The 19,150-nt window shown below is 37.9% G+C and carries 14 protein-coding genes and 1 pseudogene; all 15 read right to left on the bottom strand.

Going from position 1 to position 19,150, the window contains the following annotated elements:
• Positions 1-4: 4 nt before the first annotated feature.
• Positions 5-1,576, bottom strand: a complete 1,572-nt coding sequence (gene nadB / locus BOQ62_RS08250; RefSeq protein WP_129038578.1) for an L-aspartate oxidase — start codon at positions 1,574-1,576, stop codon at positions 5-7.
• Positions 1,577-1,607: 31 nt separating this feature from the next.
• On the bottom strand, positions 1,608-2,234 hold the full coding sequence (locus tag BOQ62_RS08245; protein ID WP_105700562.1) for an NAD(P)H-dependent oxidoreductase: 627 nt from the start codon (positions 2,232-2,234) through the stop codon (positions 1,608-1,610).
• A 121-nt stretch (positions 2,235-2,355) separates the two neighbouring features.
• Positions 2,356-4,614: a T9SS type B sorting domain-containing protein gene (locus BOQ62_RS08240; protein ID WP_129038576.1), complete on the bottom strand. Its 2,259-nt coding sequence runs from the start codon at positions 4,612-4,614 to the stop codon at positions 2,356-2,358.
• A 159-nt stretch (positions 4,615-4,773) separates the two neighbouring features.
• Positions 4,774-5,571: a T9SS type B sorting domain-containing protein gene (locus BOQ62_RS23055; RefSeq protein WP_228413826.1), complete on the bottom strand. Its 798-nt coding sequence runs from the start codon at positions 5,569-5,571 to the stop codon at positions 4,774-4,776.
• A gap of 29 nt (positions 5,572-5,600) precedes the next feature.
• The gene (locus BOQ62_RS23050; RefSeq protein WP_228413824.1) at positions 5,601-7,031 is read right to left on the bottom strand and encodes a lectin-like domain-containing protein; all 1,431 of its coding nucleotides are present in this window, start codon (positions 7,029-7,031) and stop codon (positions 5,601-5,603) included.
• A gap of 164 nt (positions 7,032-7,195) precedes the next feature.
• A complete protein-coding gene (rnhA, locus tag BOQ62_RS08230; protein WP_129038575.1) occupies positions 7,196-7,672 on the bottom strand; it encodes a ribonuclease HI in 477 nt (158 codons plus the stop codon).
• A 62-nt stretch (positions 7,673-7,734) separates the two neighbouring features.
• Complete coding sequence (gene dnaB / locus BOQ62_RS08225; RefSeq protein ID WP_047376434.1) at positions 7,735-9,321, bottom strand: replicative DNA helicase; 1,587 nt, start codon at positions 9,319-9,321, stop codon at positions 7,735-7,737.
• A 153-nt stretch (positions 9,322-9,474) separates the two neighbouring features.
• Positions 9,475-11,622, bottom strand: a complete 2,148-nt coding sequence (locus BOQ62_RS08220; RefSeq protein ID WP_129038573.1) for a T9SS type B sorting domain-containing protein — start codon at positions 11,620-11,622, stop codon at positions 9,475-9,477.
• A gap of 101 nt (positions 11,623-11,723) precedes the next feature.
• Positions 11,724-13,820, bottom strand: a complete 2,097-nt coding sequence (locus BOQ62_RS08215) for a T9SS type B sorting domain-containing protein (RefSeq protein WP_228413822.1) — start codon at positions 13,818-13,820, stop codon at positions 11,724-11,726.
• A gap of 30 nt (positions 13,821-13,850) precedes the next feature.
• Complete coding sequence (locus tag BOQ62_RS08210) at positions 13,851-14,462, bottom strand: hypothetical protein (RefSeq protein WP_129038569.1); 612 nt, start codon at positions 14,460-14,462, stop codon at positions 13,851-13,853.
• 304 nt (positions 14,463-14,766) lie between these two features.
• Entirely contained in the window at positions 14,767-16,002 is a 1,236-nt protein-coding gene (locus tag BOQ62_RS08205) for an MFS transporter (protein ID WP_129038567.1), read from the bottom strand.
• A 92-nt stretch (positions 16,003-16,094) separates the two neighbouring features.
• Positions 16,095-16,457, bottom strand: coding sequence for a hypothetical protein (locus tag BOQ62_RS08200; RefSeq protein ID WP_129038565.1), 363 nt, complete (start codon positions 16,455-16,457; stop codon positions 16,095-16,097).
• 23 nt (positions 16,458-16,480) lie between these two features.
• Positions 16,481-18,024, bottom strand: a pseudogene (locus tag BOQ62_RS08195) (GH3 auxin-responsive promoter family protein).
• Positions 18,025-18,161: 137 nt separating this feature from the next.
• Positions 18,162-18,455, bottom strand: coding sequence for a hypothetical protein (locus BOQ62_RS08190; RefSeq protein WP_129038563.1), 294 nt, complete (start codon positions 18,453-18,455; stop codon positions 18,162-18,164).
• 183 nt (positions 18,456-18,638) lie between these two features.
• Positions 18,639-19,034, bottom strand: coding sequence for a hypothetical protein (locus BOQ62_RS08185; protein WP_129038561.1), 396 nt, complete (start codon positions 19,032-19,034; stop codon positions 18,639-18,641).
• Between the last annotated feature and the right edge of the window lie 116 nt (positions 19,035-19,150).

Raw genomic sequence — 19,150 nt, 5'->3', positions numbered from 1 at the left:
GCTTTTAGACTAAATCTTTATTATAAAATGCTCCCTTGTTCTCTGTCATTTCCATAGATTGGGTAATAATGAGGTGGGCAACTGTTGTTAAGTTTCTTAATTCTGAAAGTTGTGGAGAAAGAATAGAGTAGTGGTAGATTTCGTCAACAGCGGCTGCAATCTCCTGATGTTTCTGCAACGCCATATTAAGACGTCTGTTGCTTCTTACAATACCTACAAGATCGCTCATCATTTCCTGAAGCTGTTTTCTGAGGTAGCTCACGATCACCATTTCGTCCATGATTTTCATTCCTTCTTCATTCCATTCCGGAACGGCTTTCAGATCATCAAAGTTGAAACTGTTTTCATTCAGAAGTGCTCCTGTTTTCATAGCAGCATTATGTCCAAAAACTAAACCTTCCAACAATGAGTTAGATGCAAGTCTGTTAGCGCCATGTAATCCTGAATTGGTACATTCTCCTACCGCGAAAAGATTTCTGATGGAAGACTGTCCGTCCCTGTCTACTTCAATTCCTCCCATCAGATAATGACAGGCGGGTACCACAGGGATTAATTGGGTAAATGGATCAATTCCTTCGTCTTTGCATTTCTTATAAATATTCGGGAAATGTTCCAGGAATTTTTCATGATTCATTTCCTTGCAATCCAAACCTACAAATTCGTCTCCGGTAATTTTCATTTCGGCGTCAATTGCTCTTGCTACAATATCTCTTGATGCTAGTTCTTCACGCTCATCATATTTATGCATGAATTTTTCGCCTCTTTTGGTTCTTAATTTTGCTCCGTCTCCACGAACGGCTTCTGAAATTAAAAACAACATTCCATCCATTTTGCTGTACAAAGCTGTTGGGTGAAACTGATAATATTGCATATTGGAAACCATTCCTTTTGCACGGGCTACAAAAGCAATTCCGTCTCCTGTGGCAATGGTTGGGTTGGTTGTATTTTTATAAACATGTCCGGCACCTCCTGTGGCAACCAGTGTTATTTTAGACGTGATTTTTTTGATTGTTTTGGACTTTTCATCCAAAATATAGGCACCATAGCAATGGATATCTCCTTCATTGAGTTCTTTTCCGGGAACATGATGCTGTGTAATAATATCTATGACATAATGATGATCAAGGATTTCAATATTCGGGCTGCTATTGGCTGTTTGCAGTAAAGCACGCTCAATCTCAAAACCTGTGATATCTTTGTGGTGGACGATTCTGTTTTCAGTATGGCCTCCTTCTCTTCCTAAAGCAAATTTGCCGTTCTTCATATCGAACTGAGCACCCCATTCTACAATTTCGTTGAACCTTGCAGGGGCTTCTCTTACCACCATCTCTACAACATCACGCTTATTTTCTCCGTCTCCGGCACGCATGGTGTCATCAATATGCTTTTGAAAATTATCGTTCTGGAAATCTGTAACGACAGCCAGACCGCCTTGTGCATATTTGGTGTTGCTTTCGTCTTCGTCAGATTTTGTTACAATAATGATTTTGGCATCAGGGAGCTGTTCAGAAACTTTAATGGCATAGGAAAGTCCGGAAATGCCGGAACCGATTACTAATACATCCGCTTTTATCATATGCTTACTTTAGGTACAATCGTTTAAAATATTAAATAAATTTAAACAATTTTTCGTTTGGTTTTCTTACTTTTTTCATGTGCTGGAAGAGGTCTTCTTCAGAACGGTAGCCTAAAGCGAGGGTAACGGTTACTTTTTCTGCTTCAGGATTGATATCTAGAATTTCTTCTATCAGTTCCTGACGGAAACCTTCCATAGGACAAGAGTCTATATTTTCAATAGCCGCCGCATACATAAGATTGGCTAATACTATATAAGACTGTTTTTCTGCCCAATTGAAAATTTCATCCTGTGTTTTTTGTGTAATATGCTGATTAATACTGTTTCTAAATGGGTCCAGTTTTTCAACAGGAGTATCTCTTACTTCAGAAATATGATTAAAATAACCCCGGATATAATTCTCTTCAATGATTTTTTTTGAAATAATAACAATAAGATGAGAACAGGTAGAAATCTGAGAAGGATTATAGAAAGCCGGAATCAGTTTCTGCTTCATTTCCTCACTCTCAACAATCACAATTTTATAGGGTTGAAGTCCCAGCGAACTGGCAGACAGTTTTCCTGACTCAAGAATGTTGTGAAGAGTTTCCTGAGGAATAATCTGATGATTGAATTTTTTTACAGAATATCTTCTGCTTAAAGCTTCCAAATAATTCATAGCACAAATTTAAGAATTGAATACGAATAAAGCGCTTTTAAAATGAAATATCTCCTGCCTGTTTATACAAAAAATCACCCCGGCTGTCGGGGTGATTCTTTTGATGTGTTGGAAAGTGTAATTATTCTCTGTTTTTTACAACAATCCAGCCTGAGAATTTTATCGGAGTACTGTTTTTATTATTTTCATTCCATGAAACAGAATACCAGTAATTTCCTGTAGGAACTTTTTTGCTTCCATTGGTGGTACCTGCCCATTTGTAGCCATTGGTTTTATCTGCCTGGAACATTTTATAGCCATATCTGTCAAAAATTGCTATTTCCAGATTTTGTTTATTGGCTAATGCAGAATAATCTACAAAATCATTAATACCATCATCATTAGGCGTAATCACATTGATAAGATTAGGAACTGTGATATTGATTTCAACAGGAATACAATTGTATCCGTCTCTTACATATACTTTAGCTTCTCCTCTGGCAATGTTGGTAAATATATGGGAATCCTGCCAATTGATATTATCCATAGAATACTGATAAGGAGGAGTTCCGCCATTAGCATATATCGTTACTGTGCTTCCTGAAATATCAACAGTGGTAATAACCGGATTGTCAGAAGGGTATACGGTTACTTTCTGTGTAGCGATACAATCTCCGGTTTTAAGTTTTACCCAATAAGTACCAACTCCTACATTCTTGATGGATTGAGTGGTAGCTCCGGTGCTCCATTCGTAGCTTTTGAAACCAGCTCCAGCATCTAATGTTGTTGTGTTTTCAATACAGATGGTTTGATCATGCAGAGTTCTTGAGAAAACAGGAGGTATTACCGTTAAAGTAACTTTAGCAATAGCATAACATCCATTTGCACTGAAAACTTTAATATAAGCTACTCCATTAGGAGCAATGTATGCCGTTGGAGTTGAAATTGCGTTAGTTCCACTGATAGCATCAGTTAATGATGGATAATATTCTTTTGTGAGTCCACCTTGAGAAACTACAGCTGCTACAAGATTGAAAGAAGCCATAGATGGATTGGTCTCAATAAAACATGATTTGATCTCAACATCATTCACAACTACAACAGGATAAATGTTCAGGGTAACTTTAGATGTACTTACACAGCCTTGAGGGGTTGTTACTTTTACATATATTGTTGCTGCAGCGGAAGCATAAGCAGATGGATTTGTAATCAGGTTTGTGCCATTATTAAGATCATATAATGTAGGATAGAATTCCTTGGTTACTCCAGCAACAGTGGTGACAGCTGCAGAGTTAAGATCAAAGGTTGCTGTTCCAGCATTGTTGTTATTACACCCGGTAAGAGTGGCATCCGTTGCTGCAAATGGAGTGGGGTTAAGCTGAATAACTCCGTCACCATTATCACAAAGAGTGGAGCTTGGGTCTTTTACGATGACTTTTATAGTAGTATTTCCTGAATACTGGAAAGCTGTAGGATTAGCAATAGGAGTAGAACTTCCCAATACGTAATAAGTGAAAATATAATTTCCAGGATTATTTACAAATTGAGAATTATAAGAAGTAAGGTCTACTGTGCCATTTCCAGTTGCTGGATTTGTACAAACGAATGGAGTTACAGTATTGCTTAAGATAGGAACCTTATCCACGAAAACTTTTACGTCTTTAATAGAATGTCTTGCACTGGCACCTCCGGTTGCTGCAGAGAAACCAAAATATCCTTGTGACATTCCTACGGCACCTCCGGAAGGAGCAAAAGACTGGTCTACAATAAGTACCCCGTTGATTCTAACTTTGATAATCCAGTTTGTTGGGTTGGTAAGATCTGTTTCTCCATTTACTTCAACGTGTCTGTAAGTATCTCCTACAAATGGCTGAGTGGCAATAAGGTCCGGAGAGTGGAATGTGCTTCCAGGCGTAGTATTGTATTCAATATTGTTACCTGCTGTATTATTAGTGCCATAAAGGATGTGAACTTTACTCATCTGGCCTTCTGTGGTATTGTTGAAAATATCAAAACCAACCATCAATCCGGAAGCATTGGCAGGAATACCTAATCCTCCTCCTGATACGAAACCTGTTGGTGGATTGGCAAGATACCAGAAAGTAAAACCGTCTCCTTTTCCGAACTGTGTGGTTCCATTTCCGTCAATTCTGAAGTCGAATTCCACTTTCCATTTATCACAATAGCTAAGGGTGATTGGGGTGGATAATTTTACCGCTCCATATTTGCTGGTCTGATCCGTTGTAAGTCTTACAAAGTCTCCGCTTACGATAGCATCAGAGACAAGATCCCAGCCCGTTGTATTTACAGGGTTTCCGGTAAGTTGGTAGGTTTGTGAAAATAATCTTCCCGGCAAGCATAATAAGATAGTCAGTACAAAAATGAGTATATCTTTTTTCATAGTGGATGGATTGTGATGTTATACTTAATCTTAGATTTAAAATTGTTTTTTATGTTTGAATTGGTGATAAAAGGAATGTCAATTCCCAATCTCTGATTGGGCAGATCCTTTTTTTAATACCGAAACTACCCCAAATGAGGTAGTTTCTGATAGTAAAATTTATTCTCTGTTTTTAACCAATACCCAGCCTGAGTATTTAGTTTCAGTATTGTCTTTATTGTTTTCGTTCCATGAGATGGTGTACCAGTAAGTTCCTGTAAGAACTTTTTTACCGGAAGCGGTTCCGTCCCAAGTGAAGTTTCTCATTTTGCCAGCTTCGTATAGTTTATTACCATATCTGTCGTAGACAATGAAGATGAGGTTTTTCTTATAAGCGAGTGCTGAATAGTCAATGAAATCGTTTACGTTATCGCCGTTTGGTGTAATGGCGTTAATCAGATTTGGTACGGTAATCTGAACTTCAACAGGTGTGCAATTGTAAAAATCTTTTACATATACTCTTACTTCTCCCCTTGCCAGTCCTGTGAATATATTGCTGGTCTGCCAGTTGACTCCGTCCAAAGAAAATTGGTAGGGAGGAGTTCCTCCTGCTGCATTTACAGTTATTGTGTTGTTGTCAATATCAATGCTGGAGATCACAGGATTTGCAGATGCTTTTACATTGACGATTTGCGTAGTGATACAATTACCGGTTTTAAGTTTTACCCAATAAGTTCCCACTCCTACATCCTTTATAGATGAGGTAGTTGCTCCAGTGCTCCATTCGTAGCCATTAAATCCAGGGCCTGCATCCAGATCTGTTTTTTCACCAATACAAATGGTTTTGTCTTTCAGAACGGAAGATGTCACAGGCGGCAATACAATAAGATTGATTTTAGCAATATTAAAACATCCGTTGGCATCAGTAACTTTTGCATACACAGCAGTGCTTGTAGATAAATACTGAAGAGGATTCATAATTTCATTCACACCATCTAAGGCATTCGCTATAGAACTGTAATATTTTTTGCGGCACCAGTTCCTAAAGAGGTAACGTCTGCCGAAGTTAAATTAAAGATAGCACTCGTGATATTATTTTCAATGAAGCATGATCTTAAAGTAGCTTCTTTTACGGGGGTATCTGCATAAAATGCCAGTGTAATCTTTGCAGAACCTGTACATCCCTGAGGGGTTGTTACTTTTGCATAAACTACTCCGGGAGCAGATATGTAATTGTCAGGGTTTTGAATCTCATTCATATCTGCATTGAGGTCTGCCAGCGTTTTGTAGTATTTTTTAGTCACTCCCAGAACGGTAGTAACGGGTGCAGTATTCAGATTGAAAGCGGCAGTTCCCGCTTTGTTGTTATTACATACCGTAATGGTTTTATCTTCAGCTTTGAAAGGGGCCAGAACCAATAAGATTTTACCATCCGGATTATCACAAAGGAGCCCTGCATTATCTTTAATAACAACGGTAACAGTTGCATTAGCATTGAACTGATAATTGGTCGGATTGGCAATAGGTGTTGAGCTGCCAAAAGGATAATACGTAAATGTATAATTCGAAGGGTTGCTTACAAATTGCGAATTGAAAGTCGTCAGGTTTACAGATCCATATCCTGTTGTAGGATTAGGACAGAAAGATTGTGTTGCTGAATTCTGTAGAATAGGAACTTTATCAGTATAAATTTTTACATTTTTAATAGAATGTCTTGATCTTGCTCCTCCTGTAGATGCTGAAAATCCAAAATATCCTACGGTCATTGCAGCAGCCGTGCCCGAAGGAGCAAAAGACTGGTTACAAATTACATTACCATCTATGGTTATTTTGATAATCCAGTTGGTAGGAGCGGCAGGATCTACCTGAGCTGTCACTTCTACGTGTTTGAAAGTTGCTCCCTGGAAAGGTTGGGTGGTATTTAAATCAGGGGAGTGAAAGGAGCTTCCCGGAACATTGAAGAATTCAACGTTATTGGTGTCGGTTGTATTTTGAACCTGTCCGTAAGCAACGTGTACTTTACTCATTGTTGCGGTTGTGGTATTGTTGTAAGTATCAAGTCCTACGACAAGTCCTACTGCATTTTGAGATACCCCAAGACCTGAGCCTAATACACTTGCAACCGGGGGATTAGCCAGATACCAGAAGGCAATTCCATCTCCGTTTGAGGTTTGGTTGGAATCCATTCTGAAATCGAATTCCACTCTCCATTTGTCACAATATTTTAAGTTGATTGGATCATTCAGCCTGATAGAACCAGATTGGTTGTTGGTATCCGGAGTGAGCTGGATGAAATCTGTGTTTACCTGAGTAGGCGAGACCATCGTCCATCCAGTAGTAGTCACTGGGTTTCCGATAAGCTGATAAGTCTGGGCGGAGGACTTCCCGGCTATACAGAGTAAAAAAACAGATAAATACAATAATAGATTTTTATTCATGTAGATGGGACTTAGATTAATGTGTAAAGATATTAAATCCCAATTAAATAATATGTATTTAATGTTAAATCTGTTAAAAATTTTAATTATTTTTTAATAAAACTTATTTCTTCTGTTGAAATGGTAAATGTTGAGCGGGCGCTTTGGATTTGTTTTAAATAAGCCTAAAAAAGAGAATTGGAGTCGAGCCCCTCAAAATAGGTGTCAATTTCAAGATCCGTAGAATTGGCTGCAGCCACGGCTAGTTTATCGCAGAGCTCGTTTTCAAAGTGACCCGCATGTCCTTTTACCCAATGCATTTTAGGGGTATGTTTATGATACAGTTCAACGAATTTTTTCCAGAGATCCGGGTTCTTCACATTTTTCCAGCCTCTTTTGATCCATCCTGCAATCCAGTTTTGATTGATTGCATCAGATACGTACTTGCTGTCAGTATACACATGGATCTCATTTTCTGTTGATTTCAATTTTTCCAGTGCAGTGATGACGGCCAGAAGTTCCATTCTGTTGTTGGTGGTTTTTCGAAAACCTTTGGAAAATGTTTTCTGATAGTTTTTTTCAGGAACACGCATGAGAATTCCATATCCGCCTTTTCCCGGATTTCCGCTGCAAGCCCCGTCGGTATAAATTTCGATTCTCAAGTCTGCTTTTTAAAAGTTGAGTTATGTAAAATTAAACTGAATTGGGTTTAAATTCCCTTATTTTAAAACGGGAAATCATCATCATCATCAAAGTCATTCATTGATGAACCTGAAAGTTTTGAGCTGTCCGGAAGGTCAAATGCTGCCCCTGGCTGAATTGTTGTTTTAATTTTGTCAAAGCCACTCGGTTCTCCAAAGTTGGAAGGATATCCGCCTCCGGCACCATCCATTGCTGCTTCAATATCCCCGAATTTTGCAAAATGTTTCAAGAAAGATAATCTGACATCCGCAGTAGCACCATTTCTATGCTTTGCAATGATCAGCTCAGCCTGGTTTTCCGTAGAGGTTTCCTGTCCCTCTTCATCATTATCCCAAACGGTAATTTTATAATATTCCGGTCTGAAGATAAAAGATACAATATCCGCATCCTGCTCAATCGCTCCGGATTCCCTCAGGTCAGAAAGCTGAGGTCTTTTTCCGGGACGGGCTTCCACACTTCTTGAAAGCTGGGAAAGGGCAATTACCGGAACGTTAAGTTCTTTAGCAATGGCTTTTAATGAACGGGAAATCATGGAGATCTCCTGTTCACGGTTTCCGACTCCTTTTCCGCCGCTGCTTCCTGCTGTCATCAGCTGAAGGTAATCGACCATGATGATTCTTACTCCATGCTGCATTACCAGTCTTCGGCATTTTGCACGGAAGTCGAAGATGGAAAGGGAAGGTGTTTCGTCAATATATAAAGGAGCATTTTCCAATTCAGATACATTGGAGAATAGTCTCTGCCATTCTTCATCATCCAAAGTTCCTTTTCTTAATTTCTCAGAAGAAATCCTTGTTTCGGAAGCAATCATTCTGGTGATCAGCTGTACAGATGCCATCTCGAGAGAGAAAAGAGCCATAGGGACTTTGTGGCCTACCGCAATATTTCTTGCCATGGAAAGAAGGAATGCTGTTTTACCCATCGCGGGACGGGCGGCAATAATGATAAGGTCAGAATTCTGCCATCCACCGGTTTCCTTGTCTACATCTCGGAATCCTGAAGGAACCCCTGAAAGCCCCTCTTTATCTTTTAAAGATTTAATAGTATCAATAGCCTGTTTTACCAATGAATTGGCTGTATCAAATCCCTTCTTGATCGTTCCGTTGGTGATTTCGAAAAAGGATTGTTCTGCTTTGTCCAAAAGTTCAAAAACATCCGTTGATTCTTTGTAGGAGGAATCAATAACGTTAGCGGAAACATTAATAAGGCTTCTTAAAATGTATTTTTCAAGAATAACACGTACATGATATTCAATATGGGCAGATGAACTTACCCCCATCGTCAGGTCAATGATATAGTGGTCACCTCCTGCCTGGCTTAGTTTATCTTCTTTTTTTAAATTCTGAATAATCGTCATTAAGTCTACCGGTTGGTTTCCCTCATAAAGTTTCAGGATGGTAGAAAAGATGACCTGATGTCTCGGGTCATAGAATACTTCCGGGGTGAGAAGGTCAATGGAATGGTCAAGACCTTTTTTGTCAATCAAAAAAGTTCCGATAACAAGTCTTTCGAAATCCACTGCATTGGGAGGCATTTTTCCATCCGCAATAGACAATTCTTTTGCAAAGTTTCCGTGTGTCAGGGATGATAATGTTTCTTTCTGCGCCATGGTGCAAAGATAGTTTATTTAAAAAATAATAAAAAATAGTATTCAACAAATTGTTAGCAGTCTTTCGGAAAATGCTGTAGACAGGAGGTTGGTTGTGTTGATAAAAAAAATCACCCCGGTCTGGGGTGATTTTTTAGAAAGATTTAGTGAAACCTATTCTTTATTTTTTACCAATACCCATCCTGAATATTTAGTTTCGGTATTGTTTTTATTGTCTTCATTCCAAGAGATGGTATACCAGTAAGTTCCAGTTGGAATTTTCTTACCAAAGGCTGTTCCGTCCCAAGAGAAATTTCTCATTTTATTGGCTTCATGAAGTTTGTTTCCATATCTGTCATACACAATGAAGATAAGATTTTTCTTGTATGTCAATGCGGAATAGTCAATAACATCATTGATGTTGTCTCCATTAGGTGTGATTGCGTTAATAAGATTAGGAACGGTAACGGTCACCTGGATAGGAGTACAGTTGTAAGTATCTTTTACATAGATGGTATTCTCTCCTCTTGGAAGCCCGGTGAATGTATTAGAATCCTGCCATTTGATACCATCTACAGAATATTTATAAGGAGGAACTCCGCCTGTAGCAGTAACTGTAATGTTGTTATTTGATATTTCTATTCCTGAAATTACAGGCTGAAGGCTCGCATGTATACGTACTTCCTGAAGAGTGAAACATTTTCCGGTTTGAAGTTTTACCCAATATACCCCTACTGGTACATTGTTGATAGATTGTGTTGTTTCTCCGGTGCTCCATTCGTAGCTGACAAATCCAGGGCCAGCATCCAAAGTTGTTTTGCTTTCAGCACAAATTGTTTTGTCTTTTAATACTGCCGATTTTACTGGAGGAAGTACTTTCAGTTCTATTTTGGCAATTGAATAACACTGTTTGTCATTATCTACCCTTGCATATACTGTTTTGCTTTCTGAAAGATAATTTAATGGTGTTGTAATTGGGTTAGTCTGTGCTTTGGCATCAGCTACTGATGTGTAATATTTAATAATCGTTCCCGTAGGTGTTGGAACTGCTACGCCAATATCAGCTTTAGAAAGATCGAATGTTGAACGGGTAACATCATTATCAATATAACAGTTTTGGATTACGGCATCTTTTAATACAACTGTTGGATAGAACAATAGTCTGATTGTAGTGGTTGCTATACATCCGAAAGTAGAAACTACTTTTACATATATAGTTGTTTCCGGAGAAACATAGTTCGCAGGATCCGTAATTTCGTTGATTCCTGCATTCATGTCAGCAATAGTAGCATAGTACTTAATGGTTGCTCCGGGGCCGCCAAATACATTGGCTGTTGTTAAGTTATATTTTGCAGTACCTGCTCCATTATTATTACACGAATATAGAGTGGCTGTGTTTGCTGAGATACCTACATTTACAAACTTAAATTTCCCTGTTATGAAACATCCGTTGATAGGATTGTTAGGGTTAGTTGGGTCTTGGTATACAATTCTGTAATAATATGTTGTTGTTCCGTCTACAGTTGTTACCGTAAGAGGGTTTTGTCCTGTAAGGGCATCATTGGTTGTTTTATGGTAGGTAACCTTAAAATTAGAGCTGTTGCCATTAATAATTGCCGCAGTAAGTGTTGTAAAATCAAACTGGGTAGGTAATGCACAAACCATCACCTGGTTAGGATCAGTAGGAGTAGCTCCCGGAATTCCCGGAGCGATAAATGGGTTAGGAGAGAGAACAGGGTCGTTAAATGCAGAACTTAAGCTTGCAGTACCTGACCATTCTAAAGAAAATCCATTGGTGGATCTACTGAAGTTGTCAATCACCAAATAATATGTTTGACCTACTAATACATCCAGATAAGGGCTCCATTTACCATTATTCATACTTGCTGTAGTACCTGGAGGGTTGGTAGGGAATACGGCAGGAGGGGCAAGAGCAAGATCCAGGCCTGTGTCTCCCGGAGTTCCGCTATAGTTACATCTTATTGGCTGGATGAATACGTGATCTGCATTCTGTAAAGAAGCACAGCCATTTGCTGTAGGTCCATAGACTGCAAAATCATAATCATCCCCCTGATCGTTAGGTTTTATTTTAAATGCCAGTGTTCCTGGTGTGGATACGGTGAAGGTATACCAAACGGTATATCGTTCATTGGTACTAAGACATCCTCCGTTTTGGTTAAGAATTTCTATAATATTCCCCGGGCCTGAAGGGGTGTAAGAAATGTCAGAGTTACCACAGATAGGGATTGCCGTGACACAGTCTGACTGTGAGTAAGCCAATTGTGTTATCAATAAAATAAAAAGGAGTAGTATTTTTTTCATTGTTAAAAGTTTTTGTTAAACCAAACTGAAATCAATAATTTTTTTTCTATGATTTGTAAAAGAAAAAGCCGCCAAAGCGGCTTTCACTTCTTATATGATGATTATTCTCTGTTTTTTACAACAATCCATCCTGAAAACTTGAAAGGAGTATTCTTTTTGTCATTCTCATTCCATGTTACAGAATACCAATAGGTACCTGTCGGGATTTTCTTCCCGGCAATAGTTCCATCCCATTTGTATCCGTTAGATTTGTCTCCCTGATGTATTTTTGTTCCATATCTGTCAAAGATACTTAAAACAAGGTTCTGTTTGTCTGCTATTGCAGAATAATCTACAACATCATTCACGCCATCTCCGTTGGGAGTAATCATATTGATAAGGTTAGGAACCACTATTGTCACTTCAATAGGATCGCAATCGTAAGCATCTTTTACATATACTTTGTAAGTTCCTCTTGCGATATTAGAGAAAGTGTTAGAGGTCTGCCACAGAATTTTATCCATAGAGTACTGGTAATCCGGTGTTCCTCCTATTACATTAATTGTTAGAGTTGTGTTGGAAACATCCACCCCTGTTACCACTGGCTGCTCAGAAGGATATACTGTTACTTTTTGAGTAGCGATACATTCTCCTGTTTTTAGTTTTACCCAGTAATTTCCTACTCCAACATTTTTGATAGATTGCGTAGTTGCTCCTGTGCTCCACTCATAGCTGCTGAATCCAGGACCTGCATCAAGAGTTGTAGTATCTTCCATACAGATGATTTTGTCTTTCAGAACACTTGATGTTACAGGAGCAATTACCGTTAAAGTAATTTTTGCAACAGTATAACATCCACGGGTGTCTGATACTCTCACATATACAAAGCCATTTGGAGCAATATAATTATTAAATGTTAAAATTTCGTTTGTTGCATCTATGGCGTCTGTCAATGATGGGAAATATCTTTTGGTTGCAGTTCCTGTAGGACTTGTAACCGGAGCATTGGCAAGATTGAATAACGCTGTAGATGGGTTTGATTCTATGAAACAAGATCTTATTGACGCATCTGTAGCTGTAACCAAAGGATAGAATTTCAGGGTAATTTCAGCGGAAGCTGTACATCCAAATTCGTTGATTGCTTTTACAAAAACTGACCCTTCAGCAGAAACAAAGACATAAGGATTGGTAATCTCATTAGTGCCATTTGTAAGATCATACATAGAAGGGTAATACTTTAATGTATGATTGGGAGCTGCTCCTACAGTTGCTGTAGACAGATCATACGTTGCCGTTCCTGAGCCGTTATTACTACAAGAGGTAAGCGTGGCAGGGTTTAACGTAAAAGACTTATCAATGAATTTAATCTGTCCAAATTCTCTACACTGATTTAAAAAGCTGGTTGGGCTGTTCGGATCAACATAACTGATGGCATACGTATAATTGTTAGCCACATTAATATTTGTAGGGGCAGTAATAGGATTGTTATCATCTAATGCGTCTGTTGGTGAAGCATAATATTTTACAATAAAATTAGAGTTACCATTGATGATCTGTGCAGAAAATGTAGAAAAATCATAGTTTACAATTTTACCACATACAGGGATTTCTCCATTTTGGGTAGGGCCAGGCTCTAAAAACGGATGGGGCTGATAAACCTGCGCAGAGTTATTATCAAAAGGAGTAAGAAGTTTAGCTGTTCCTCCAAAAGTTAAGGTAAATGGAGCTACCAGCGGAGAATAGTTATTTAAAAGAAGATGATACACCTGCCCAGGCAGTACGTCAATATATTTTACGTAGCCATCACCACCACCACCTTCGGTTGTATCAGTAGAGGTCATGTTAAGCCCGGTTGGGTTGATTATACTAGCATTAACACCGGCGTAAGAACATCTCAGTGGAGTAGCTGTTGTATTGGAACAGTTATAGTTAGGGCCATACAGAGCAAAATCGTAGTCAATCCCTACTGCAGTAGGACCTGTAGGAGTTACTACAAAAGTAAGTGTTCCTGCGGTCTCTATACTGAAAGTAAGCCATATAGAGTTACTCTCTCCGTTAGGACCCAGACAGCCTACCTGGCCTTCTTTCACACTCCCCCAGCCGTTAGGCGTGAGAGAAATAGCTGCGTCGCTGCATATCGGGATGGCGGAAATACAGTCTTGCTGTCCAAACGCCACTTGAGCTAAGAAAAGTAGAAAAACGAGTAGATATTTTTTCATGTTGATCATTTTAATTTTTTTATTTCCAGATTATTGGACAGTGGGTACCAGTTGCTTTCCCCATGAAGGAGATTTGCCATCTGCAGAATTTTGGTTAGAAAATTCGACTAAAGCTTTTTGGTATAAAATGTCGGCATTGGATTTATCTCCTGATTTTTCTTTAATTTTTGCTTGAAGAACAGCAAGTCTCGGATTATTGCTTGAGTTTGCTTCAGCTTTTGCTATGCTTTGAGAGATCACATTCAGATCCAGCTGATTGTTTTGAGATCCATCAATCTGTATTTTCTGAAAATACAGTAAGCCTAGCAATATGTTTACCTCAGCATTATCTCTCTGTATAGTCCATATTCCTGTTGCTATTTTTCTGGCTAAAGCATTGTCATCCAATAGGCTGGATCCTGGAGCTTTCTTTAGCAAAGTTTCATTTTTAAGGTATAAAGAAACAACAGCATAGTAGTTGGCCTGCCATGTTTCAGTCGTTTTTGCTGCTGAAAATTTATTGAAAAGATTGTCAAAATCATTGGTCGTCTTGGAGCTGTTGAGCTGCAAGACATTCTGTGTTAGTGCTTTGTCAGTGAAAGTTTGGGCTTCAACCCAACAGCTTGCAATGAAAAAGCTTAAAGTTAGTAAAAGTTTAGTCATAGGGGGATATTTTATCAAGCAAATATAAAAAATTATTAACGTTAAATTAAAGATTTTGAGATATATTTAATGAAAGTAATATATTGGTTTCTAATGTTGTATTTTATTTTTTCAATGCAATTATGTGGAGATCGTAAAGATATTGGTTGTTTCGATAAATAATTGTAGTGTAAATATCATGTTAACCTTATAAAAAATAGCTATATAACGAAAAACAGAATAGAAAACGTTCTATTCTGTTTTTAAGTATTTCGAATTATGATTTGTTTCGTTTAAAATCTGAAAAGGGTTGAAAAATAATAAGTTAATATTGCATTTTTCTCAGTTTAGGATTCGTGCTTCCTACGATTAAAGCCACCAAAACAGTCATACAACCACCAAATACAACTGAGCGTACAACTCCTAATAATTTGGCCATAACGCCACTTTCAAACTGTCCCATTTCGTTGCTGGACATAATGAAAATTGAATTGACGCTCAAAACACGCCCTCTGATATGATCAGGGGTTTTTAACTGTACAATTGTACCTCGTATAACCACTGAAATTCCATCAAGCATTCCACTCATCACAAGGAACATGAAAGACAGCCAGTATAATTTCGATAACCCAAATCCAATGATACAAAGCCCGAATCCGGTAACAACAGCAAGAAGTATTTTTCCTTGATTTTTTCGAAGTGGAACTATAGATAAAATTGTAATAATACACATTGAACCAATGTCAGAAGCAGCATTCAGTAAGCCGAAACCTTCCGCTCCGGAATTTAAAATATCCGTAGCAAATACCGGGATCATGGCTACTGCACCACCAAAAAGTACAGCGAACATATCAAGACATAATGCTCCTAAAATTTCTTTGGTTTTAAAAATATAAGAGATTCCTTCACGCATACTTTCTACCACATTTACCGTTTCTTTTTTATATTCTGAATGCTGTTTATGAAGCTGCCAGAAAAATAATGAGGCAACAAAAATTAATGCTAAAATAGCAACCAATGTCCATTTTACACCGATAAATCCAATAAGGATACCTCCTACCGCATGTCCGCATACAGAAGATATCAGGAAAGTTGCCTGATTCAGTGTCACTGCATTGGGTAGATTTTCTTTCTTTACAATTTTAGGAATCATGGAAGGAACAATAGGTCCAATAAAAGCTCTTGCTATTCCCGTAAAAAAGATAACTCCATAAATGTAGTAGGTGATCTGATGACCTGTGAAATGCATTTCTACATCCAGGAATGCGGGGATCAGTAGTAATCCGATCAGAAAAATATAAGCGTAATTGCAGATGAGAAGCAGTCTCTTTTTTTCATTCATATCAATAACATGTCCGGCATACAGCGCACAGCTTACTGCAGGAATCACCTCTGAAAGTCCGATAAGACCTATTGAAAAAGGATCTTTTGTTAATTGATACACCCACCAACCTAATAAAGTGGCAAGCATTCTGAAAGCTAAAACAATAAAAAATCTCCCGGTGAGAAGATTTCTGAACTCAACATTTTGTAATGTTTGTAACGGGGTAAAGGAAATCATGAACAAAAATAGCCCTAAAAATTTATTTAGGACTATCCATATGACAATTTTTGAAAGATATATTAAATATATCTCAAAAGATAAAATCTATTTTAGTCGGCTCTTGAAGAACTCAAGACAATGGCAGCGACACCTGCCGCACCAATAATAGTAGCGCCGGCAGCAATTCTTGCTTTTCTTCTGTCTTTTACAGCAGCTACGTTAGCTTTAGGAATCACTACTTCTGTACTGTCTTTTTTACCCGCTGTCCCTACAAGATTATCACCAACAACGTTTCTGAAGAGGATCGTCTGTTTCGGAGAGCCATCTCTCATAGTTACTTTGTATACCTTTCCGGCTTCAAGATTAGAGTAATTGTTTTTTGAAATATCTTCGCTGTATTTTGTAGTAGCACAAGATGTAATAACAAATAAAGATGTTAGTAAAGACGATTTCAACAGTACAGATGCTTTCATTATTTTCTTTTAGTTTTTCAAATTTATAATTTTTTTCGAATATACGTTTTCGGAATTGAAAAAATATGATTATTTTTGTAAATTTCCAAGAGATCTGCAATGTTTCTGTCATTAGCCAATCTCGGTGTTTTATTTTGCCCTCCCAGTTTCCCCTGAGATTTTGCATATTCATGAAATGCATTCTTTTTAAGTGGGGTAATCTGAAGTTTCTGTAGAATATTTCCCGAAATCAAATCATCATAATAAGTATTTCTTATTCTAAGCTGCTGATCCAGTTCATTTTTGAATAATTCTATGTTTTCGGGTTCTTTTTCAAATTCGATCAGCCATTGGTGATAAGGAAGTCCTTCCTGTGGATTTACCTCAGGAGCAAGATGAAACTCAGTTATCTGGGCAGGATACTTTTCAAGAGTAGCTTTCATAGCTTCTTCCACCTCAAAAGCAATTACATGTTCTCCGAAAGCGGAAGTAAAATGTTTTGTTCTGCCACTCACCAATACTCTGTATGGAGCTTTGCTTGTGAATCTCACGACATCTCCGATAGAATATGCCCACAATCCGGAATTGGTAGTCAGGATCAGAGCATAATCTTTGTTAAGCTCAACTTCTTTTAATGTTAACCTTTTTGCGTTAGGTTTACCATATTCTTCTAAGGGAATAAATTCATAGAAAATCCCATGATTGGTTAATAGTAGTAATCCTTCCTTTGTATAATCATCCTGAAAAGCAAAAAAACCTTCAGAGGCTGGAAATGTCTGAATAATATCCACTTTCCCACCCAGTAAATCTTCCATTTTATCACGATAAGGTTCATAATTTACCCCTCCGGTAACAATAAGTTGGAGATTCGGAAAAAGCTGTTTGATTTTTTACCATGTTTTTCTGTCAATTTCTCAAAATACATGATTAACCACGGCGGGATTCCTGAGATCAGGGTCATGTTTTCGTGCTCCGTTTCCTCAATAATTTTGTCCACTTTCGCTTCCCAGTCTTCCATAATATTGGTTTCCCAGCTTGGTAAACGGTTTTTCTGAAGATAATTAGGAATATGATGGGCTACAATTCCGGATAATCTCCCGGTTTTTATTCCAAAAACTTCTTCCAGTTCCGGGCTTCCCTGCAGAAAAATCATTTTTCCATTTACGAAGTCGGCGTTATTCTTTTTACTGATATAATGAAATAAGGCACTTTGAGCACCGGCAATCTGAAAAGGCATTCCTTCCTTGGATATAGGAATGTATTTAGATCCGGAAGTTGTTCCCGAAGTTTTGGCAAAATATTCCGGAGTGTCTGTCCATAGAATATTGGCCTGACCTTTTTTTACCCTTTCAATATAAGGTTTCAGATCTTCATAATCGGCAACAGGAACTTTGCTCTGGAATTCTTTGACAGAATGAATGTTTTCAAAATCATGCTCCCGCCCAAAAAGTGTTTTTTGAGCCGTGTTCACTAGAGAAAGTAATAAGTTCTCCTGATTTTTCTCTGCATTTTTTTTAAAATCTTCTGCTTTTTGAACATGTTTCTTTGCCCAGATAAGCGCCGCATTTTTCTTGAAGAAGTTTAACATGGGTCAAATTTATAAATAAGTATAGAATCTGGAACCATTTTTTACAAAGCTTCACATAAAAAAAACCGATAGAACAAGTTCCATCGGCTTTTTCGAAATTTGATTATGAAAATAACAACTATATGTTAATGTTGTACTTATTTGTTTGTTTTATATCTTTTATCCGGAGTGCCGTCTTTTTTAAGATGTTTGTTTTCTTTATATCTCTTATCTGGAGTACCGTCTTTTTTCATTTTGGCAGCAGGTTGTGCAGGCTTAGCTGCTTTTGCATCTACTGCTGGTTTTGCCGCTTTTACCTCTGCAGGTTTAGCAGCAGTCACTGTGCTTTTTGCAGGGTGATGAGGCTGAGCACTGGTAGCGGGAGCAGTTTGCTGAGCAGTTGCAAGTCCTAATCCAAGGATCAATGACATTGCTGATAAGAATTTTTTCATAAGAATTATTGTTTGTTTTTTTAGTTGAATAAAGATATACAAAAAGCAGGCTAGAAAATTCAGAATTTCAACCTTAACTAAAGTTTATTACAGCTTAAAAAAAAATTAAAACACTTCATTTACAATGAAAAAGCCTGTCTTCAGAAATGGAGACAGGCTTGCATAATATATAAATAGACATGGCTAGCGCGTACAATTAGCTGTCCACGTTTTGCCATCTTTGACATACAGAATTTTTAGAACATTATTGTCAATTCTGATATAAGAAGTTGCGGTAGAACCTATCATTACCAGAGTGTGATCTCCTTCCTGATTAAATTCTATTCCGTTAAGATCCGGAATACTGTTCGAGAAAGCGAAATTATACTTGGTTCCGCTGGCGATCTTTGTTACAAATACACTTCCGTTGTCTGTGCTGATGTTGGTAGAACCTCCATCTTTATAAGAAACACTTCCTTTATACGTTCCTGCAAAAAATTCGTTGTTTACCGGATCATCATCCTTGCTGCACGACGAAAAAGACATTGCTGTAAATACCAACAGCATCATCACTCCTAAGATTTTAATTGCTTTTTTCATAATACTATTCTTAATGTTTGGTTAGGCTGGAAGGCCCAAACACTATGCCATGGGGAAATAATTGATTTTTTTTAACGAATTGTTAGATAAAATTGTAAAAATTTAAGATTTACAAG

Source organism: Chryseobacterium sp. CH21 (assembly GCF_004119445.1).
Classification (GTDB): Bacteria; Bacteroidota; Bacteroidia; order Flavobacteriales; family Weeksellaceae; genus Chryseobacterium.
This window is presented reverse-complemented; position numbering and strand designations above follow the sequence as displayed.